A 20028-nucleotide genomic window follows, 5' to 3' on the forward strand; every position below is an offset into this window, starting at 1 on the left:
CGTCTTTCAAGCGGAGGAAACCAAGATGGCCACGATCGCATTCATCGGTCTCGGCAACATGGGCGGCCCCATGGCCGCCAATCTGGTCAAGGCCGGCCACAAGGTCGTCGCTTTCGACCTCGCCGAGGCCTCCCGCAACCAGGCCAAGGCCGACGGTGCCGGCATCGCAGAGAGCGCTGCGGGCGCCGTGAAAGGTGCCGATGTGGTCGTCACCATGCTGCCGGCCGGCAAGCATGTGCTCGGCGTGTGGGGCGAGGTCGTTCCCGCGATGACCAAGGGCGCGTTGATCATCGACTCCTCCACCATAGACGTCGAGAGCGCGCGGCAGGCGCATGCGCTCGCGGCCAAGCACGGCGTGCTTTCGGTCGACGCGCCGGTGTCCGGCGGCACCGGCGGAGCCAAGGGTGCGACGCTCACCTTCATGTGCGGCGGCGAGGACAACGCGTTTGCAGCGGCAAAGCCCGTGCTGGAGAACATGGGCAAGAAGATCGTGCATTGCGGCGGTGCCGGCGCGGGCCAGGCGGCAAAAATCTGCAACAACATGATCCTCGGCATTTCCATGATCGCCGTGAGTGAGGCGTTCGCGCTGGCCGAGAAGCTCGGGCTCTCGCACCAGGCGCTGTTCGACGTTGCCTCGACCTCGTCGGGCCAGTGCTGGTCGCTGACGACCTATTGTCCGGTGCCCGGGCCGGTGCCGACCTCGCCCGCCAACAACGACTACAAGCCGGGCTTTGCCTCGGCACTGATGGTGAAGGATCTGACACTGGCGCAGGACGCCGCCAAGGCCGCCGGCGCGGCGACGCCGCTCGGCAAGCATGCGCAGGAAATCTATCAGGCCTTTGACGCAGCCGGCCAGGGCGGGGTGGATTTTTCCGGAATTATCGAGCACGTTAGGGAGCTGGCCGGGAAAGCCTAATGACGACATTTCAGGAAGCGCGCGCGTTTCTGCTTCACAACCGCACGGACTATGAGACAGCGGTCAAGGGCTTCCGCTGGCCGGATCCGATTCCCTTCAACTGGGCGCTCGACTGGTTCGATGCCGAGCTAGCGGCGAATGCGGACAGCAAGGATCGTCCTGCGCTCTGGATCGTCGATGCCGCGCAGGATCGGCAGACCAAGCTCTCGTTCGGGGCGTTGTCGCGCCGCTCCAACCAGGTCGCCAACTTCCTCCGCGCGCAAGGCTTGAAGCGCGGCGATCATCTCCTGCTGCTGCTCGGCAATGTCGTTCCGCTGTGGGAGACGATGCTGGCCGCGATCAAGCTCGGCGTCGTCGTGATTCCCGCGACGACGCTGCTCACCGCCGACGAGCTGCGCGACCGGCTCGATCGCGGCAAGGCAAAGGCGGTGGTGGCCGCGCAGGACCAGGTTGCGAAGTTCGCAAGTCTTGGCGCCGATAATATCGTCCGCATCGTCGTGGGCGAGGCCTCCGATGGCTGGCTTTCCTATGATGACGCCGCAAGGGCGTCGGAGAGCTTTGCAGCCGACGGCCCGACCAACGCTGACGACCCGATGCTGCTCTATTTCACCTCGGGCACCACGGCAAAGCCGAAGCTGGTGCGGCACAGCCAGCGCAGTTATCCCGTCGGCCATCTCTCGACCATGTATTGGATCGGGTTGAAGCCCGGCGACGTCCATCTCAACATCTCCTCGCCCGGTTGGGCCAAGCACGCCTGGAGCTGTTTCTTTGCGCCGTGGAATGCGGGCGCGACCGTCTTTGTGGTCAACCAGCCGCGCTTCGACGCCAAGGGGCTGCTTGCCACCATTGGCCGCTGCGGCGTCACCACGCTGTGCGCGCCGCCGACGGTGTGGCGGCTGTTCATCCAGGAGAATCTTGCGTCGTTCAAGGTGGCCTTGCGCGAGGTCTGCGGCGCCGGCGAGCCCCTCAATCCTGAAGTGATCGAGCAGGTGCAGGCCGCCTGGGGCCTCACCATCCGCGACGGGTACGGCCAGACCGAAACCACGGCGCTGGCCGGCAACTCGCCGGGGCAAAAGATCAAGGTCGGCTCGATGGGCCGGCCGCTGCCGGGCTATCGCGTGCAGGTCAGCGACGCCGATGGTCATCCGGCCAAAGAGGGCGAGGTGGCTCTAGTGCTCGGCGAAAACCGCCCCGCCGGCCTGATGCAGGGCTATCAGGGCGACGACGGTGGGCTGTCCGGCGCCGAAGGCGAGCTTTATCGCAGCGGTGACGTCGTGTTCGAGGATGACGATGGCTATCTCACTTTCGTCGGCCGCTCCGACGACGTATTCAAATCCTCCGACTATCGCATCAGCCCGTTCGAACTCGAGAGCGTGTTGCTCGAGCACGAGCTCGTCGCGGAAGCTGCTGTGGTGCCGAGCCCGGACCCGATCCGGCTCGCGATCCCCAAGGCCTATGTGCTGCTGACATCCGGTGCGGAGCGTTCGCCGGAGACGGCGCTCTCCATCTTCAGGCATCTGCACACGCGCCTTGCACCGTTCAAGCGCATCCGGCGCCTCGAGATCGTCACGGAGCTGCCGAAGACGATCTCGGGAAAGATCCGCCGCGTTCAGCTGAGACGGCTGGAGCGTGACGACGACCGCAATGATGCCCTGCGCGGCCGGGAATTCCGCGAAGAGGACTTTCCGGAGCTGCCGAAAACACGGAGTGAGACCTAAGTGAACGAAGTCTGGAAGAAGCCGCCGATTTCCTTGGACGCCTATCAGGCCATGGTTGGCAAGGAGATCGGCGTGTCGTCGTGGCACCTGGTCGATCAGCCCCGCATCGACACCTATGCCGACGTGATCGAGGATCACCAGTTCATTCACGTCGACCCGGAGCGTGCGAAGAACGAGACGGCGTTCGGCACCACCATCGCGCACGGCTTCCTGACGATGTCGCTGCTGTCGATTATGTCCTACGAGGTGATGCCCGTCATCGCGGGCACCACGATGGGGGTCAATTACGGTTTTGACAAGCTGCGTTTCATCTCGCCGGTGCGCTCGGGCAAGCGCGTTCGGGGCCGTTTCGTGCTGGCGGAAGCCAAGCTGCGCAAGCCGAATGAATTGCAGTCGCGCACCAACGTCACCGTGGAAATCGAAGGCGAGGACAAGCCCGCGCTGGTCGCGGACTGGCTCGGGTTGATCTATTTCGCCTGAGTGGGCCGTCGCTGCCGGGCTTGACCCGGCAGCCCATCGCTGCTCAAAAGTTGTCCAAATCGGTGCGCTCGAACCCTCTCCCTCGCGAGAGAGGGTGGCGAAATCGAGCGGAGCGAGATGAAGCCGGGTGAGGGGTATCTCTCCACACGCTCATCTGCCGAGACAGATCCCTCATCCGGCGCTTCGCGCCACCTTCTCCCACAAGGGGAGAAGGGAAGACAGCACAAGGAAGCACAATGGCAATCAGGTTCGACGGACGCGTCGCCATCGTCACCGGCGCGGGCAATGGTTTGGGGCGCGCGCATGCGCTGGGATTGGCAAGCCGCGGCGCGAAAGTCGTGGTCAACGATTTCGGCGGCGCGCGCGACGGCAGCGGCGGCTCGCTGTCGCCGGCGGAGACCGTTGTCGAGGAGATCCGCAAAGCGGGCGGCACCGCCATGGCCGACGGCGCCGACGTCTCGAATTTCGAGCAGGTCACCGCGATGGTCGAGCGCGCCACCAAGGAGTGGGGCAGCGTGGACCTCTTGTGTGCCAATGCCGGCATTTTGCGCGACAAGTCGTTCGGCAAGATGGAAGCGGCCGATTTCCAGAAGGTGCTCGACGTGCACCTCGTCGGCACCTTCTATTGCTGCAAGGCGGCCTGGGCCGGCATGCGCGATCGCAACTATGGCCGCATCGTCCTGACGACGTCGTCCTCCGGCCTCTACGGCAATTTCGGCCAGGCCAATTACGGAGCGGCCAAGTCCGGCATGGTCGGCCTGATGAACGTGCTGGCGGAAGAAGGCCGCAAGAGCGACATCCGCGTCAACATCATCTCGCCGACGGCAGCGACCCGCATGACGGAAGAGCTGCTGCCGCCGCAGGCGCTGCAGTTGATGAAGCCGAACGCGATCACGCCCGCGGTCGAGTACATGCTGAGCGAGGACGCGCCGACCCGCACCATCATGGGCGCCGGCGCCGGCTCGTTCGCGGTGATCAAGATCGTCGAGAGCGAAGGCATCAACCTGCCGGAGTCCGAGTGGACCCCGGATGCGGTCGCGGCGCATTTCGCCGAGATCAGCGACATGTCAAAAGCGAAGGCGCTGCAGGGAGCTTTCGAGCAGACGCAGAAATACGTGGCGCAAGCCGCTGCGCGCGCCGGGGTAAAACTCTGACAGCGGTCGCCGTCATCGGCGCCGGCCCTGCCGGTCTGATGGCGGCCGAAGTGCTCGTGCAGGGTGGTGCTCGCGTCACCGTCTACGATTCGATGCCGTCCGCTGGCCGCAAATTCCTGATGGCCGGCCGCGGCGGGCTCAATCTCACCCACAGCGAACCGCTGCCTCAGTTCATCACGCGCTACCGCGAGGCGGCGCAGAGGTTGCAGGCTGCGATCGAAGCGTTTCCGCCTGACGCGCTGCGCGCCTGGAGCGAGGCGCTGGGCGAGCCGACTTTTGTCGGCTCCAGCGGGCGTGTGTTTCCGAAGGCCTTCAAGGCCTCGCCCTTGCTGCGGGCCTGGCTGCGACGCCTCGATGCCGCCGGCGTGCACTTTGCGTTTCGCCAGCGCTGGATGGGCTGGGACGGGGACGGACAACTGGTCTTTGACCCACCCGGCGGCGAAGACGCCATCGCCGCGGACGCCACGGTGCTGGCACTCGGCGGCGCCAGCTGGCCGCGACTGGGCTCCGATGGCGGCTGGACGACGATCCTGGCCGACAAAGACGTTGCGATCTCGCCGCTGCGGCCGGCGAACTGTGGCTTCACCGTCGATTGGTCCGAAATTTTCCGCACGCGCTTCGAAGGCCAACCCCTCAAGGGTATCACGCTGTCCTTCGGCCCACACCGCGCCCGCGGCGAGGCCACGATCACAAGCGGCGGGATCGAGGGCGGGGCGATCTATGCGTTGTCCGCCGAGCTGCGCGAGGCGATCGCAGCGAACGGCGCAGCGGTCCTTCACGTCGCGTTGCGGCCGGATGTCGATCATGGCGAACTCGTCAAGCGCCTGTCCGCCTCGCGCGGCAAGCAATCCTTCTCCAACTTCCTGCGCAAGGCTGCGCAGCTGTCGCCGGTCGCGGGCGGGCTGTTGCAGGAAGTCGCCATCGGTGCCGGCCGGTCGTTGTCGGCAATGTCGGCTGAACAATTGGCGGAGCTCATCAACGCCGTGCCGGTCAAGCTCATGGGCGTCGCGCCGATCGCGCGCGCGATCTCCAGCGCCGGCGGGATTTCCTTCGATGAACTCGACTCGGACTTCATGATCCGCAAGCTGCCGGGCGTGTTCGCAGCCGGTGAGATGCTGGACTGGGAGGCGCCGACCGGCGGCTATTTGCTCCAGGCCTCGTTCGCGACGGGAGCGGCGGCGGGCAGGGGTGTGTTGCGACGGCTCGCCGAACTGTCGTCCTGACCATCCGCATCATGACGTCCCGGTCCGGGTTGCGAGATCCGTGAGGAGGCCGAGCACGCCGAAGCTTGCCGCCACTGCGCAGACCATCGTCCAGCCCCCGTAGCTCCAGGCCAGCGATGCCGCCGCCGCGCCGATGCCACCGCCAATGAAGAACAGCGCGACGAACAGGCCGTTCATGCGACCGCGGGCCTCGGGGCGCAACAGGTTGATGGCGCGGCGGCCCAGCGTCTGGTCGGTGGTGATGCCGACGTCGAGCAGGATCGTGCCGAGGCTCAGTACCAGCAGACCGGTGATCTGGGATTCAAGCACGCTCGCCCAGGCACAGAGCGCAAGCGAGCCGATGATGAGCAGATGGGCGGCAAAGAACATCGGCCGAGCCCGGCCCTTGTCGCCCCAGCGTCCCGCGATCGGTGTCGCCGCGGCACCCGCCACACCGATCAGCGCGAAAGCCGCAATTCCCTTGGCATCGAGCTCGAACGGCGCATCCGGCAGCCGTAGCGCGACCGCCGACCAGAACGCCGTGAAGGAGGCCATGACAAGCGAGGCGGTCCAGGCCCGCACGCGCAGCACCGGCTCTTCGCGCAGCAGTCTTGGAAAGGACAGCAATAAATCGGCGTAACTCGCGCGTGCCGACGGTCGAAGGGTTGGAAGGTAACGGGCGAGTGCGCCGGCAAGCAGGGCCATCAGAGCGGCCGAAACGACATAGTAGGCGCGCCAGCTCCAGAGATCGGCGATCAGGCTCGCTGCAGGTCGTGACAAGAGGATGCCGATCATCAATCCGCCCATCACCTCGCCGATGGCCTGACCGCGGCGATCCGGCGCCACCATGGATGCGACCAGCGGAACCATCATCTGGATCGCCGCGCAGCAGGCGCCAAGGATGAAGGTGGCGAGCAGCAGGAGCGCAGGCGTCGGCGCGAGCGCCGTCGCGAGAGCGGCGAGGATGGCGCAGCCGAGCGTGCGGAGGATGACAAGCCGGTTCTCGACGAGATCGACCAGAGGCACGAGCAGCAGCAGGCCGAGTGCATAGCCGAGCAAGGTCAGCGTGCTGATCAGGCCCGCCTGCCACGCAGGCATGGACATTGACCGGCCGATCAGGCCGAGCAGGATCTGCGGCGCGAACAGATTGGTGACGACGACACCGGCGGTGATCGCGCCGAGCCAGATCAGCGGCCGCTCGGCGAACTGGTTTCGGGACGCGGGCCTGGCGGTTTCGGAGATACTCATGGGACCTCGCAGCTGTGGCGCGGGACCCTTTAAGCGGGGACATCAATATGCTACAATTCAAATAAGCCTATAAAGAATATGCGAGTTTGTTATGAATACCCATGACCTTGTTGCCTTCGTCGCCGTGGTCGAGACCGGATCGATTGTCGCAGCTTCGGCGCGTCTCAATCTCACCCAGCCTGGCGTGACCCGACGCATCCAGAATCTCGAGGAGATGTTGGGGGCGCAGCTTCTGGATCGGCTCTCGAAGCCCCTGAAGCCGACGGCAGCGGGGCATGAGGCCTACGAGCAGGGCAGGCGCCTGCTCAGGATGCTGGACGACCTCAAGTCGGGCGTTGCCAGCGACGGAATGGTCCGCGGCGAGTTCAGGCTCGGCCTGACGCCGTTTCTCTCGGAAGCGGGCTTGACCGCACCACTCGATGCGGTGCGCGCCGAATTTCCCGCGCTGGCGGTGCGGGTGGTCTCCGGTTGGTCGCCGAACCAGCTCGAGCGTGTCTGCCGCAACGAGCTCGATGCAGCCGCGATTTGTCTCCCCGACGGTGCAGTGCCGCCCGCCGATCTGGCGGCCGACGATCTCGGCGCGCAGCCCGTCGTCTTCGTCGTCGCACGCGAGATGAAGATCCCGCGCACCGTCGACCTGGAACGGCTGTCCCAACTGTCGTGGGTGATCAACCAGGACGGCTGTGGATTTCGCGATACGCTGAAGCGAAAATTCGATGCCTCGCATCTGCCGTTCAACATCGCCGTCGAGGCGCTGGACAGTGAGCTCCGCCTGTCGCTGGTGTCGCGCGGCCTCGGCGTCGGGCTGGTCACCCCGATCGCCCTGAAACGTAGCGCATTTCGCGACAGGCTCAAGCCGGTCGCCGCGCGCGACTTCAAACCCGCCGTGCGCGCTTGGGTGGTGCATCGCGCCCCCGCCGGTCGGCTGGAGAGGCCGATCAAACTCTTTCGCGACGGATTGGTCCGGGAACTCCAGGCACTGATCGGGGGCTAGCTATCTCAGCTTCCCCCGTGCCGCCACCGGCAGCGTGCCGATGATCTCCTCGCCGCGCACCATCACCACTTCGTCCATCATGTTGACGACGACGCAGACATGATTTGGCACGACCCGCACGACGTCGCCGACGTTAGGCCGGGTGTTGCTGCGGGAGAGGTCGAGGAAGCCGTGCTCCTCGGCGAAGCGTGCGATCTTCGCTTCGGGGTGCTCCAGGATGAGGCCGTGGCCGTCGAGGCCGCCGGTGTCCGTCGTCAGAGTCTTTGAGCCGGCGTCCAGAATCCCGCGCTCAGGCGCGGCGCGGCTGACCACGGTCGAATAGATGTGCAGCGCGCAGTCGTCCCAGGTGGCGACGCCGGCCGCGACCTGCATGCGGTCGTTATAGATGTAGGTGCCGAAGCGATGCTCGGTGCCGCCCTTGAGCTTGCCGAGGTTCTTCAGGTTCGGCGTGCCGCCGGTCGAGACGATTTTTGCATCCAGCCCGTGTGCGCGCACGCCGGCCAGAGCTTCGTCATAGAATTTTTGGGCGTCCGCCCAACCAGTCTCGGTCGGATACAGCATGAAGCCGGCGAATTGCAGGCCCTTGGATGCGGCAATCTTCTGCGCCAGTGCAATCGCCTCGGCGGGCGTCTCGACGCCGGCGCGCTGGCGGCCGGTATCGCATTCGACCACGACCGATAGCGGTCGACCTGAGGCTGCGGCGGCCTTGGGCAGGCCGGCGACGACGGTCGAATTGTCAGCGGCGACCGTCATGTTGGCCTTCGCCTGCAGCGCCCCTAACCGCGCCATCTTCTCTTCGCCGAGCAGGTTGTAGCTGATCAGGATATCGTCGATGCCGGCATTGGCCATGATCTCGGCTTCACCGAGCTTCTGGCACGTGATGCCCTTGGCACCGGCCGCGATCTGCATCTTCGCGATGGTGGGGTTCTTGTGCGTCTTGACGTGGGGACGGTTGGCGATCCCGGCGTCGTCGCAAGCCTTCTGAATCCGCGCGATGTTGCGCTCTACCTTGTCCATGTCGATAACGGCGCAGGGCGTGCCGTATTCGCGGGCGATCTTGGCGGCAAGGGTCGTTGTCATGGAAGTCTCTGAGTTGGCGCGCATCCCGTTTGCAAAAGCGGTGCCCACTTTTGCGGAATGCACGCTAGGCCTGTTCAATCTCTTCGCGCCGCACTTCGAGCTCCAGCCATTTGTCCTCGGCCTCGGCCAGTTCCTTTTGCGCCTTCGTCAGAGCGTCGGAGGCCTGGTCGAAGCGCTTGCGATCCTTGCGAAAGAGATCGGGGTCGTCAAGGAAGCGCTGCTGCTTGGCGATCTCGGCCTGCAGCTTGGCGATGGTCTTGGGCAGCGTCTCCAGCGCGTGTTGCTCGTTGAAGGTCAAGCGTCGTCTCGCGACGCCGGACGGCACGGCTGATCGCTGCTCTCTCGTCTCTTCGACGGCCTTCGCGGTCGCGCGCTTCACGTCGGCGCCGCGCTGGGCCAGCATGTCGGTATAGCCGCCGGCATATTCGAGCCAGCGTCCGTTGCCCTCGGGCACGATCACTGACGTCACCACGCGGTCGAGAAAATCGCGATCGTGGCTGATCAGAATCACGGTGCCCTCGTAGTCGCTGAGCATCTCCTCGAGGACGTCGAGGGTCTCCAGGTCGAGGTCGTTGGTCGGCTCGTCCAGCACCAGGAGGTTGGAGGGTTTTGCCAGCGCGCGCGCCAGCATCAGCCGGCCGCGCTCACCGCCCGACAGCACCTCCAGCGGCGTGCGCATCTGTTCCTGGGCGAACAGGAAGTCCTTCATGTAACTGACGACATGCTTCGGCTTGCCGCCAACCATGACATGGTCGCCGCGGCCGCCGGTCAGCGCCTCGGCCAGCGTCGTCTTCGGATCGAGACTTTCACGATGCTGGTCGAGCGTCGCCATCTCGATGTTGGCGCCGAGCCGTATGCTGCCGCTGTCCGGTGCGCTGCCGCCGGTCAGCATCTCGATCAGCGTGGTCTTGCCGGCGCCGTTCGGGCCGACGATGCCGATGCGATCGCCGCGCTGGACGCGGATCGAGAATCCGTCGACGATCTTTCGCTCGCCATAGGACCGGCTGATATTCTTGGCCTCGATGACGAGCTTGCCGGACTTGTCGGCCTCGGCAGCCGCGAGGTTGGCGTTGCCCGTCGCGCCGCGATGGGTGCGGCGCTGGTCGCGCAGCGCGTGGAGATTGCCGAGTCGCTTGACGTTGCGCTTGCGGCGGCCCGAGACGCCGTAACGCAGCCAGTGCTCCTCGTTGACGATCTTGCGGTCGAGCTTGTGCTGGTCGCGCTCTTCCTCCGCGAGCACCTCGTCGCGCCAAGCCTCGAAGGCACTGAAGCCGCGGTCGATCTGCCGGATCTGGCCGCGGTCGAGCCAGGCGGTGCTGCGCGAGAGATTGCCGAGGAAGCGCCGATCGTGGCTGATGATCACCAGCGCGCAGCGGCGGCTCTCCAGTTCACTCTCCAGCCATTCGATGGTCGGAAGATCCAGATGGTTGGTCGGCTCATCCAGCAGCAGGATGTCGGGCGAGGGCGCCAGCACGCGTGCCAGCGCGGCGCGGCGCGCTTCGCCGCCGGAGACATGCGCCGGATCTTCTTCGCCGCTGAGACCGAGCTGCTCGACCAGATAGCGCGCCTGATAGTGGTCGTCGCCAGCATTGAGGCCGGCCTCGACATAAGCGAGCGTGGTGGAGAAACCGGAAAAATCCGGCTCCTGCGGCAGGTAGCGAATGGTGGCGCCGGGCTGCACGAAACGGCTGCCGCCATCCGGTTCGACCAGGCCGGCGGCGATCTTGAGCAGCGTCGATTTGCCGGAACCGTTGCGGCCGATCAGGCAGACGCGCTCGCCGGTCGAAACCGACAGTTCGACGCCCGCCAGGAGCGGCGTGCCGCCAAAGGTCAGCTTGATATCGCGCAGTTGAATCAGCGGTGGCGCCATGCGGTGTCTCAGTCCTGTCTTGTTGCGGCCTGGTCGGCGCGGCGGCGCTGAATGCGGCGGATGGTCTGGTCGAGCGTCGACAGAAACGTCGAGCGGTCGCGCGGTGAATACGATTTCGGACCGCCGGTGACTTCGCCGGCCGAGCGCAAATCGGTCATCAGGTTGCGGACCGCGAGCGTCATCCCGATCGATTCCTCGGTGAACGCCTTGCCGTTGGACGCGATCACATCGGCGCCGGCCTTCACGCAGCGGCTTGCGAGCGGAATATCCGAGGTAATGACGATATCGCCGGGCCCGGCGCGTTCCGCGATCCAGTCATCGGCTGCGTCCATGCTGGCACCAGCGGCGATCCGCTCGATGAGTGGATCCTGGGGCACGCGGATGAAATTGCCCGCGACCACGCTCACGGGCAGGCCGTGCCTGCCGGCAACGCGATAGATCTCGTCCTTCACCGGACAGGCATCGGCGTCGACATAGATACGAGTGGTGTTTTGAGGGTTCGTCATGGTCCGTAGATGGGGCTTGCGAAGCGGTTCCGCAGCAGCCGCGTGGTACCCCATTCGGGCCGCAAAGGCGAGGGGATTGACCCCGGTTCCTCAGGGCCTACGATCGGGCCGAAACAACAAGAAATTGGGGAAAGCCAAGCCATGCCGAACCGGCTCGAAACCTATCGCGTCGAGGCCTACAACACGGCCAAGCAATCCGAAAACAAGATGCATGACGATGCAGTGGCGCGCCGCTTCGGGTTCTCCGGCGGGCTGGTCCCCGGCGTCGACGTCTTCGCCTACATGATGCATGTGCCGGTGTCGCGCTGGGGCCGCGATTTCCTGTCGCGCGGGCTGATCGAGGCGCGTTTCATCAAGCCGGTCTATGACGGCGAGACCGCCGACGTCGATGCGACCGAGCACAACGGCCTGCTCACGATCGAGGTGTTCAGCCGCACCGAGCTCTGTGCCACCGGCACGGCGGCGCTGCCGGCAACTGCGACTGCGGCTGCGGTGTCGTTGAGCGACTATGTCGAGGTCCCCGCGGTTGCCGAGCGCAAACCGGTCAACCCGGCAACATTCGAGACCGGCAAATGGCTCGGCACGACGCCGCGCCGCTGGGCCGGGCAGGACGCAGCTGACTATCTCGCCGACATCCGTGAGGCCGATCCGATCTTCGCCCAGGAGGGGCTCGGCCATCCCGGCCTGATCCAGCGCGTCATGAACCGCGTGCTGGTGGACAACACGATCCTCGGCCCCTGGATCCATGTCGGCAGCCGCATGCAATTGCTGTCAGCCGCGCGCGCCGGTGACGAGATCACCGCGCGGGCCAAAGTCACCGCGAACTACGAGAAGAAGGGCCACCGCTTCGTCGAGCTCGACGCGCTGGTGGTTGCCAACGGCACGACGCCGCTGGCGCACTGCCAGCACATCGCGATCTACCAGCCGCGCGAGCAGGCGGCGGCGTAGGGAAGGAGCAGAGCGCGTCCTCACACTCGCTGTCATTCCCCGCGAAGGCGGGGAATCCAGTACGCCGAGGCTCCTCCGTATCCCACGACCGTCTCTGGAATACTGGATCGTCCGCTTTCGCGGACGATGACAGCGGAGTTTGTGGCGACGACGGAACGCCCTTTACGCCGCTTTCCCCTTCGCATCCTGGATCGCGCGCCACACGCGTTCCGGCGTCAGCGGCATGTCGATGTGCTTGATGCCGTATTCGGAGAGCGCGTCGATCACCGCGTTCACGACCGTCGACAGGCTGCCGGCGCAGCCGGCTTCGCCGCAGCCTTTGCTGCCGAGCGGATTGGTCGTGGCCGGCACCGGGTGGTCGCCGACCGTCATGTTCGGAACGTCCTCTGCGCGCGGCAGTGCATAGTCCATTAGCGAGCCCGTGATCGGCTGGCCGCTCTCGTCGTAGCGGACGTGCTCCATCAGCGCCTGGCCGATGCCCTGGACCACGCCGCCATGGAGCTGGCCCGCGACCAGCAGCGGATTGATCACCGTGCCGAAATCGTTGACCGCGCTGTAGCGCACGATCTGCACGACGCCGGTCTCAGGGTCGATCTCGACCTCGGCAACATGGCAGCCGTTCGGGAAGGCTGATGGCACCGGTTCGCTGGTGTGATCGACGTCCAGGCTGTCGGGTACGCCCTCCGGCATCTTGCTGTCGTGCAGGCGTTTGGCGAGCTCCATGATGTCGATGCTGCGGTCGGTGCCGGCGATCGTAAAGCTGCCGCCTTCGAATTCGATATCGGCTTCGGAGGCCTCCAGCATATGCGCTGCGGCGCGCTTGCCCTTTTCGATCACGAGCTTGGCGGCGCCCACGATCGCCATGCCGGTCGCGGTGATCGAGCGCGAGCCACCGGTGCCGTTGCCGGTGTGGACGATGTCGCTGTCGCCCTGCACCAGCTTGACGCTGTCGAAGGGGACGCCGAGCTGCTGGCAGAGGACCTGCGCGAATGCGGATGCGTGGCCCTGACCGTAATCGAGCGTACCGGTGATGAGCTGCACCGAGCCATCGGGATCGAACACGATCTTGCCGAGCTCGACGCCGGGAGGTGCGGTCACCTCCAGATAGGAGCCGACGGCGATGCCGCGCAGCTTGCCGGACTTCTTGCTCTCCTTCTTGCGCTTGGCAAAATTCTCGTGGTCGGAGATTTCGAGGGCCTTGTTGAAGACGGCCTGGAAGTCGCCGCTGTCATAGGTGACGCCGGAGGACGCGGCGAACGGCATCTGGTTCTGCTTGATGAAGTTGCGCTTCCGCAGGGTCAGCCGGTTGATGCCCATCTCGTCCGCGGCGCGGTCGATTAGCCGCTCCATGTAGTAGTTGGCCTCGGGCCGGCCGGCGCCGCGATAGGCGCCCATCAACGTGGTGTTGGTCAGCACCGTCTTGATGTCGACGGCCATCAGCGGCGTGCGATAGACGCTGGAAAAGTTCTTGCTGGTGTTGAGCGAGAGCGGGCTGGGCGCAACGCCGGTGATGTAGGCACCGAGATTGCCGTAGCCCGAGAGCTTGGCGGCGAGGAAATGCCCCTCGGCGTCCAGCGCGAGTTCGGCGTGAATTTTCTGCGCACGGCCGTGGCTGTCGGACAAGAAGCTGGTCGAGCGTTCGTCCAGCCATTTCACCGGCCGTCCCAGCGTCTTTGCCGCGTACAGGATGCACATGTATTCGGGGTAATTGATGTTCTTCATGCCGAAGGAGCCGCCGACATTGGCGGTGAGAATGCGCACATTTTCGTTCGGCACTTTCAGGTTCTTGGCGAGATTGGCACGGTTGCCTGCCACCCCCTGCGTGGGCACCTGAAGAGTGTAGCGCTCGGTCTTCTTGTCATAGGAGGCAAGGCCAACGCGTGGCTCCATCGAGACCACGGCGACGCGGGTGTTCTCGATGTCGACCTTGGTCACGTGAGCAGCACTGGCGAAGGCCGCGTTGACCTTGTCGGTGTCGCCATAGTGGTAGTCGAGCGCGACATTGTTCGGGATGTGGTCGTAGAGCTGCGGCGCGCCGGGTTTTGCGGCTTCCTCGGGATCGGTCACCGCCGGCAGCGGCTCGATGTCGAGTTCGACCGCCTCGGCCGCGTCGCGCGCCTGGGCCAGCGTCTCCGCCACCACGAAGGCGACGGGATCGCCGACGAAGCGGACCTTGTCGGTTCCGAGCGGCTGGCGGTTGGTCTGGAGCAGGGGCGAGCCGTCACGGCTCTTCAGCGGCAGGCCGCAGGTGAAGGGGCCGTAGCCGGCCGCATCGAGGTCTTTGCCGGTCCACACCCCGAGCACGCCCGGCATTGCTCTGGCTGCATCGATGTTGATGCCGCGAATGACGCCATGGGCATGGGTCGAGCGAACGATCACGGCATGGGCCTGGCCGGGCAGGTTGAAATCGTCGGTGTAGCGGCCCTTGCCGCGCACCAGGGTATCGTCCTCCTTGCGGCGGACCGGCTGCCCGACGCCATATTTTTGCAGTGCAATAGCGTTTTCGAGCGTGGAGGATTTGGTGTGTTCTTGCATGGAGTTGACCTGAAAAGCCGGCAAATGCGCGGTTTGGGGGGCGCCTGGGGTCCGGACCCCTCAAAAATAACCCACCGGCCCGCTCACGACAACGCACGAATGGGCATGGTCCCATGTGATGCGTTGTTGCGCAGGATTGGTGCGCTGCTAATGTTTCAGGCGAAAAAGCAATTCCAGATCGGCCTAACCGGCCGCGGAAAGACAGTTTGTATGAATGACCACACGCGGCTCCGCGACGGCCTTGCGCCGCACGGTGAGCTGGGGTCGATGGCGGCGGCGTTCGCCACTGAACCGGCCGTCGGCGCGCAAGCGCCGGGAACCGGCGTCTACGCGGCGCTCGACCTCGGCACCAACAATTGCAGGCTCCTGATCGCCTGTCCGACCCACGACGGCTTTCGCGTGGTCGATTCCTTCTCGCGCATCATCCGGCTCGGCGAGGGCGTCTCGGCAACCGGGTGCATCAGCGAGGCCGCGATCGAACGCGCCATCGTGGCGCTTGGCATCTGCCGCGACAAGATCAACCTGCGCAAAGCGCGGCGGCTGCGGCTGATCGCCACCGAAGCGTGCCGCGCCGCCTCGAATGCCGAAGGCTTTCGCAGCCGCGTCGCTGCCGAGACCGGGATCGAGCTCGAGGTAATCGACCGCGAGACCGAGGCGGCGCTTGCCGTGCTCGGCTGCTCGCCGCTGGTCGATCCCAGGGGGCGCGGCGCAATCCTGTTCGACATCGGCGGCGGCTCGACCGAGCTGGTACGGATCGAGCGCGACGCCGCAAATCCGGAGCCGCGCATCAAAGCCTGGATGTCGATCCCGTTCGGTGTGGTCACGCTTGCCGAGCAGTTCGGGGGCCGCGACGTGACGCCCGAGATCTACGCCGCGATGGAGCGCGAGGTCGCCCATCACATCGCGCCGTTCGCCGAACAGCATGGCGGCGATCTCACTGATATGCATCTGCTCGGCACGTCAGGCACTGTGACGACGCTCGCCGGCATCCATCTCAACCTCGCGCGCTACGACCGCCGCCGCATCGACAGCGTCTGGATGAACGATACCGACGTCACCGCGACCATTAACAAGCTGCTTGGCATGAGCTACGAGGAGCGCGCCGCGAACAGCTGCATTAGCGTTGAGCGCGCCGATCTCGTCCTGGCCGGCTGCGCCATCCTCGACGCGATCCGCCGCGCCTTTCCGCTGCCACGCCTGCGCGTCGCCGACCGGGGCTTGCGCGAAGGCATGCTGGTCGAGATGATGCGCGAAGACGGCGCGCTCAGGAGCTGGTGAGATGGTCAAGGACACCACCGGCCGTTTGCACGTCCAGGTCAAGACCCACGGCAAGCGCAAATTGTCGTCGAAGCTCTGGCTGGAGCGGCAGCTCAACGATCCCTATGTGGTGAAGGCGAAGGCGCTGGGCTATCGCTCGCGCGCCGCGTTCAAGCTGCTCGAGATCGATGACAAATACCGGCTGCTGAAGCACGGCATGGCTGTGGTCGATCTCGGCGCCGCGCCGGGCGGCTGGAGCCAGATTGCCGCCAAGCGCGTCGGCTCGGTCGACGGCAAGGGCAAGGTCATCGCGATCGACCTGCTCGAAATCCCCGAGATTGCCGGCGTCGAGTTCGCGCAGCTCGACTTCATGGACAATGACGCGCCGGACAAGCTCAAGGCCATGCTCGACGGCGGCGCCGACATTGTCATGTCCGACATGGCTGCCAACACCACCGGTCATCGCAAGACCGACCAGCTTCGCATCGTCGGCCTGATCGAGACCGCTGCCGCGTTCGCGTGCGATGTGCTGAGGCCGGGCGGGACCTTCCTGGCGAAGGCGTTCCAGAGTGGCGCCGACGCCGAACTGCTCGCCCAGCTCAAGCGCGATTTCGCCGCGGTGCGTCACGTCAAGCCGGCCGCAAGCCGTGCGGATTCCTCGGAGCGCTACGTTCTCGCGACGGGATTTCGGGGGGCTCGCAACGACGAGGTGGAGCACTAGCCCAGCCGCTGATCCCGCACATCCTGCGTATCCTCGGTCGCCGTCTTGACGGCCGCCTTGGCCGCGCCCTTGCCGGCACCTTTGCGGCTCGCGATCTCCACCGCTTTGCGGCCGGAAACTTCGTGGCCGGCATCGGCGGGCATCTGCCAGAAGAACCAGCTCGACGCCGCCGAAGTCAGGGCGATCACGAGAAAGGCCGGCGCAAACACGGTGGCGTCGAGCTCGCTGACGTGGCTGAACCACATCGTCGTCTCCACGGAGGCGGCGCCGACCGCGACGCCGGCCGAGACCGCGAGCTGCTGGTTGACGCTGACGAGCGTGGTGGCGCGGCTCATCTGCGCCTGCTCGACCTCGGCATAGGCCACCGTGTTGATCGCGGTGAACTCGAGCGAACGGAAGAAGCCGCCGACCACCAGGATGATCATGATGATCAGCAGCGGCGTCGTCACGGTGAAGAGGGCACAGGCGGCCAGGAAAACCGCACTGATGATCGCGTTCACCGTCATCAGGTTGCGGAAGCCGAAGGCGCGGATGATGCGCGCGGCCAGCGCCTTCATGCCCATGGCGCCGAGCGAGGAGCCAAACGTGACGAGGCCGGACTTGAACGGCGAGAGGCCGAATCCGATCTGCATCAGCAGTGGCAGCAGGAACGGCAGCGCGCCGATGCCGAGCCGGAACATGAAGCCGCCGAGAACGGCCGCGCGCAGTGTCGGCAGCCTCAGCAGCGTAAAGTCCAGCACCGGCGACCCCGTTCGCCGCGCGTGAAGGACATACAGCGTCATCGAGATCGATCCGCCGACGACCAGGGCGGCAACCGTGCTCCATGGCAGCAGATTGAGTCCGGCGACCGACAGCCCGAAGGCGATGCCGGCGAGCCCGAGGCCCGCGAGCACCATGCCGTAGAGGTCGAACGGCTCTCGTTCCTCGCTTTTGATGGGATCGATGAAGCGCAAGGCCATGAAGATGCCGAGCAGCCCGATCGGGATATTGATCAGGAAGATCCAGTGCCATGACGCGTAGGTGGTGATGAAGCCGCCGAGCGGCGGCCCGATCACGGGTCCGATCAGGGCAGGGACCGTCACCCACGCCATCGCGTTGACCAGCGCGCTCTTGTCGACCGACCGCAGCAGCACGAGGCGCCCGACCGGCGTCATCATTGCCCCGCCCATGCCTTGGAGGATGCGCGCGAACACGAAATCGGTGACCGATGTCGAGAGCGCGCAGCCGACCGAGCCGACCATGAACACGCCGACGGCAATCGCAAACACCAGGCGCGCGCCGAACCGGTCGGCGGTCCAGCCGCTCGCCGGGATGAAGACCGCAAGCGACAGCAGATAGGAAGTGATCGCGAGCTTGAGCGTCAGTGGGCTGGTGCCGATGTCGGCCGCAATCGCGGGCAGCGACGTGGCGATCACCGTCGAGTCCATGTTCTCCATGAAGAGAGCAGTGGCTACGATCAGCGGAATGATGCGTTGCTTGTCGACCATGACGGATTGGTAATGGACATCGGGAACGAAGGGCGAGAATTGCGGCTTATCACCGCCACTGGGCCGCGACCATTGCGGATCGACGCATAGCACCTAAATCCCGCGTGACCCCAAGCGGGTGCGCCCTGCGCCGGAGATCACGATGATCTGCCGTTCGCCAGTACGTGCCGCCGCGAAGGCTATCCGCCGCCGAACTTGCCCAAAAAAGCCTGTGCATGGCTGGCCGGCGGTCCGAATTGCTTTGATTCGTCGCCCGCCCGTGCTATCGACCCGCGTCAACCCCACCGATGGGCTCCGATTCTCCGGCGTTGCCGCAAGGTACGCCGAGGGCGGCGCTCATCCATAGCTATTTGCGGCAGGGCCGCGGAAGGAGTTGGCACATGGCCACGGTGCAACAAGGCATTCGCGAAGCCCTCACGTTCGACGACGTGCTGCTGAAGCCGGGCCTGTCGGACGTCATGCCGGGCGAGGTCGACATCCGCTCCCGCGTCACCCGCGCCATTCCGCTCAACATCCCGATCATGGCCTCCGCCATGGACACGGTCACCGAAGCCCGCATGGCGATCGCCATGGCGCAGGCCGGCGGCATCGGCGTCATCCATCGCAATTTCGATCCCGAAGGGCAGGCTGCCCAGGTGCGGCAGGTCAAGCGCTACGAGTCGGGCATGGTGGTGAACCCGCTCACGATCAGCCCGGACGCCACGCTGGACGATGCGCTCAAGCTGATGAGCGATCACGGCATCTCCGGCATTCCCGTCGTCACCGGTGCGGGCAAGTCCACGCCGGGCAAGCTGGTCGGCATTCTCACCAACCGCGACGTCCGCTTCGCCACCGACCGCCAGCAAAAAATCTCCGAGCTGATGACGCATGAAGGTCTCGTCACGGTGCGCGAGAATGTCAGCCAGGACGAGGCGCGGCGGATGCTGCATCAGCATCGCATCGAGAAGCTGCTTGTGGTCGACGAGCAGTATCGCTGCGTCGGCCTGGTCACCGTGAAGGACATGGAGAAGGCGGTCGCCCATCCGCTGGCCTGCAAGGACGCGCAGGGCCGCCTCCGCGTCGCCGCCGCCACCACGGTCGGCGATAGCGGCTTCGAGCGCACCGAGCGGCTGATCGATGCCGGCGTCGATCTCGTCGTGGTCGACACCGCGCACGGCCATTCCCGTCACGTGCTCCATGCGGTCAACCGCATCAAGCGCCTGTCCAATTCCGTGCAGGTCGTTGCCGGCAACGTCGCGACCTCGGAGGGTGCGCAGGCGCTGATCGATGCGGGCGCGGACTGCATCAAGGTCGGCATCGGCCCGGGCTCGATCTGCACCACGCGCATCGTCGCCGGCGTCGGCGTTCCGCAGCTCACCGCGATCATGGATGCGGTCGAGGCGGCGAAGAAGTCGGACATCCCCGTCATTGCCGACGGCGGCATCAAGTTTTCCGGAGACCTTGCCAAAGCGCTCGCTGCCGGTGCCGACATCGCGATGGTCGGCTCACTGCTCGCCGGCACCGACGAGACGCCCGGTGAAGTGTTCTTGTGGCAGGGCCGCTCCTACAAGGCCTATCGCGGCATGGGCTCGGTCGGCGCGATGGCGCGCGGCTCGGCCGACCGCTACTTCCAGCAGGACATCAAGGACACGCTCAAGCTCGTGCCCGAAGGCATCGAAGGCCAGGTGCCTTACAAGGGCCCGGTCGGCAACGTCATGCATCAGCTCGCGGGCGGCCTGCGCGCCGCGATGGGCTATGTCGGTGCAAAGGACATGAAGGACCTGCACGACAAGGCCCAGTTCGTCCGCATCACCGGCGCGGGCCTGCGCGAAAGCCACGTCCACGACGTCACCATCACGCGCGAAGCGCCGAACTATCCGGGCGGGGGTTAGTCTCCGCTCTCGTGCCGCTCGGCTGCGCGTTGTTTTTCGCG

General features: G+C 65.6%; 15 protein-coding genes and 1 pseudogene. 10 read left to right on the forward strand and 6 right to left on the reverse strand.

Annotated elements, in window-relative coordinates:
- Positions 1 to 10 precede the first annotated feature (10 nt).
- The 5 genes and pseudogenes from mmsB to ACIPUD_RS05000 all read left to right on the forward strand — a co-directional run.
- Positions 11 to 916: pseudogene (mmsB, locus tag ACIPUD_RS04980) on the forward strand (3-hydroxyisobutyrate dehydrogenase); the annotation flags it as partial.
- The gene (locus ACIPUD_RS04985; RefSeq protein ID WP_018459213.1) at positions 916 to 2634 is read left to right on the forward strand and encodes an AMP-binding protein; all 1719 of its coding nucleotides are present in this window, start codon (positions 916 to 918) and stop codon (positions 2632 to 2634) included. The pseudogene mmsB and the gene ACIPUD_RS04985, both read left to right, overlap by 1 nt.
- A complete protein-coding gene (locus tag ACIPUD_RS04990; protein WP_018459212.1) occupies positions 2635 to 3114 on the forward strand; it encodes a MaoC family dehydratase in 480 nt (159 codons plus the stop codon). It abuts the gene before it with no gap.
- Between the two features lie 236 nt (positions 3115 to 3350).
- Positions 3351 to 4268 carry an SDR family NAD(P)-dependent oxidoreductase gene (locus ACIPUD_RS04995; protein ID WP_018459211.1) on the forward strand — a complete coding sequence of 306 codons (918 nt, stop codon included), beginning with the start codon at positions 3351 to 3353 and terminating at the stop codon, positions 4266 to 4268.
- Positions 4265 to 5491, forward strand: coding sequence for a TIGR03862 family flavoprotein (locus ACIPUD_RS05000; RefSeq protein ID WP_085396002.1), 1227 nt, complete (start codon positions 4265 to 4267; stop codon positions 5489 to 5491). The genes ACIPUD_RS04995 and ACIPUD_RS05000 overlap by 4 nt, the downstream gene beginning before the upstream one ends.
- Before the next feature lie 9 nt (positions 5492 to 5500).
- Here the strand turns inward: ACIPUD_RS05000 and ACIPUD_RS05005 are convergent, their stop codons facing one another.
- On the reverse strand, positions 5501 to 6718 hold the full coding sequence (locus ACIPUD_RS05005; RefSeq protein WP_085395921.1) for an MFS transporter: 1218 nt from the start codon (positions 6716 to 6718) through the stop codon (positions 5501 to 5503).
- Positions 6719 to 6809: 91 nt separating this feature from the next.
- Between ACIPUD_RS05005 and ACIPUD_RS05010 the strand changes: the two genes are divergently transcribed.
- Positions 6810 to 7712, forward strand: coding sequence for a LysR family transcriptional regulator (locus ACIPUD_RS05010; RefSeq protein ID WP_204510951.1), 903 nt, complete (start codon positions 6810 to 6812; stop codon positions 7710 to 7712).
- On the opposite strand, the gene ACIPUD_RS05015 is transcribed toward ACIPUD_RS05010, so the two are convergent.
- The 3 genes from ACIPUD_RS05015 to ACIPUD_RS05025 form a co-directional block, all read right to left on the reverse strand.
- Entirely contained in the window at positions 7713 to 8792 is a 1080-nt protein-coding gene (locus ACIPUD_RS05015) for an alanine racemase (RefSeq protein WP_026233758.1), read from the reverse strand.
- A gap of 64 nt (positions 8793 to 8856) precedes the next feature.
- On the reverse strand, positions 8857 to 10662 hold the full coding sequence (locus ACIPUD_RS05020) for an ABC-F family ATP-binding cassette domain-containing protein (RefSeq protein ID WP_018459206.1): 1806 nt from the start codon (positions 10660 to 10662) through the stop codon (positions 8857 to 8859).
- An 8-nt stretch (positions 10663 to 10670) separates the two neighbouring features.
- Positions 10671 to 11168 carry a YaiI/YqxD family protein gene (locus ACIPUD_RS05025; protein WP_018459205.1) on the reverse strand — a complete coding sequence of 166 codons (498 nt, stop codon included), beginning with the start codon at positions 11166 to 11168 and terminating at the stop codon, positions 10671 to 10673.
- Between the two features lie 141 nt (positions 11169 to 11309).
- Between ACIPUD_RS05025 and ACIPUD_RS05030 the strand changes: the two genes are divergently transcribed.
- Positions 11310 to 12116, forward strand: a complete 807-nt coding sequence (locus ACIPUD_RS05030; RefSeq protein WP_446480209.1) for a hypothetical protein — start codon at positions 11310 to 11312, stop codon at positions 12114 to 12116.
- A gap of 162 nt (positions 12117 to 12278) precedes the next feature.
- Here ACIPUD_RS05030 and ACIPUD_RS05035 read toward each other — a convergent pair whose 3' ends face one another.
- Positions 12279 to 14651, reverse strand: coding sequence for a xanthine dehydrogenase family protein molybdopterin-binding subunit (locus tag ACIPUD_RS05035; protein ID WP_368508231.1), 2373 nt, complete (start codon positions 14649 to 14651; stop codon positions 12279 to 12281).
- Between the two features lie 210 nt (positions 14652 to 14861).
- On the opposite strand from ACIPUD_RS05035, the gene ACIPUD_RS05040 reads away from it, so the two are divergent.
- Together ACIPUD_RS05040 and ACIPUD_RS05045 are read left to right on the forward strand one after the other, a co-directional pair.
- A complete protein-coding gene (locus ACIPUD_RS05040) occupies positions 14862 to 15929 on the forward strand; it encodes a Ppx/GppA phosphatase family protein (RefSeq protein ID WP_026233757.1) in 1068 nt (355 codons plus the stop codon).
- 1 nt (position 15930) lies between these two features.
- Complete coding sequence (locus tag ACIPUD_RS05045; RefSeq protein ID WP_446480210.1) at positions 15931 to 16629, forward strand: RlmE family RNA methyltransferase; 699 nt, start codon at positions 15931 to 15933, stop codon at positions 16627 to 16629.
- Here the strand turns inward: ACIPUD_RS05045 and ACIPUD_RS05050 are convergent.
- Positions 16626 to 18116, reverse strand: coding sequence for an MFS transporter (locus ACIPUD_RS05050; protein ID WP_446480211.1), 1491 nt, complete (start codon positions 18114 to 18116; stop codon positions 16626 to 16628). The genes ACIPUD_RS05045 and ACIPUD_RS05050 overlap by 4 nt on opposite strands.
- 380 nt (positions 18117 to 18496) lie before the next feature.
- Between ACIPUD_RS05050 and guaB the strand changes: the two genes are divergently transcribed.
- On the forward strand, positions 18497 to 19987 hold the full coding sequence (gene guaB, locus ACIPUD_RS05055; protein ID WP_007609139.1) for an IMP dehydrogenase: 1491 nt from the start codon (positions 18497 to 18499) through the stop codon (positions 19985 to 19987).
- Positions 19988 to 20028: the final 41 nt, after the last annotated feature.

Source organism: Bradyrhizobium sp. CAR08, from assembly GCF_052871955.1.

Coding starts and splice junctions, on each gene's coding strand:
- ACIPUD_RS04985 (WP_018459213.1), top strand. CDS start 916: ATGACGACATTTCAGGAAGCGCGCGCGTTTCTGCTTCACAACCGCACG.
- ACIPUD_RS04995 (WP_018459211.1), top strand. CDS start 3,351: ATGGCAATCAGGTTCGACGGACGCGTCGCCATCGTCACCGGCGCGGGC.
- ACIPUD_RS05005 (WP_085395921.1), bottom strand. CDS start 6,718: ATGAGTATCTCCGAAACCGCCAGGCCCGCGTCCCGAAACCAGTTCGCC.
- ACIPUD_RS05010 (WP_204510951.1), top strand. CDS start 6,810: ATGAATACCCATGACCTTGTTGCCTTCGTCGCCGTGGTCGAGACCGGA.
- ACIPUD_RS05015 (WP_026233758.1), bottom strand. CDS start 8,792: ATGACAACGACCCTTGCCGCCAAGATCGCCCGCGAATACGGCACGCCC.
- ACIPUD_RS05020 (WP_018459206.1), bottom strand. CDS start 10,662: ATGGCGCCACCGCTGATTCAACTGCGCGATATCAAGCTGACCTTTGGC.
- ACIPUD_RS05025 (WP_018459205.1), bottom strand. CDS start 11,168: ATGACGAACCCTCAAAACACCACTCGTATCTATGTCGACGCCGATGCC.
- ACIPUD_RS05030 (WP_446480209.1), top strand. CDS start 11,310: ATGCCGAACCGGCTCGAAACCTATCGCGTCGAGGCCTACAACACGGCC.
- ACIPUD_RS05035 (WP_368508231.1), bottom strand. CDS start 14,651: ATGCAAGAACACACCAAATCCTCCACGCTCGAAAACGCTATTGCACTG.
- ACIPUD_RS05040 (WP_026233757.1), top strand. CDS start 14,862: ATGAATGACCACACGCGGCTCCGCGACGGCCTTGCGCCGCACGGTGAG.
- ACIPUD_RS05045 (WP_446480210.1), top strand. CDS start 15,931: ATGGTCAAGGACACCACCGGCCGTTTGCACGTCCAGGTCAAGACCCAC.
- ACIPUD_RS05050 (WP_446480211.1), bottom strand. CDS start 18,116: ATGGTCGACAAGCAACGCATCATTCCGCTGATCGTAGCCACTGCTCTC.
- guaB (WP_007609139.1), top strand. CDS start 18,497: ATGGCCACGGTGCAACAAGGCATTCGCGAAGCCCTCACGTTCGACGAC.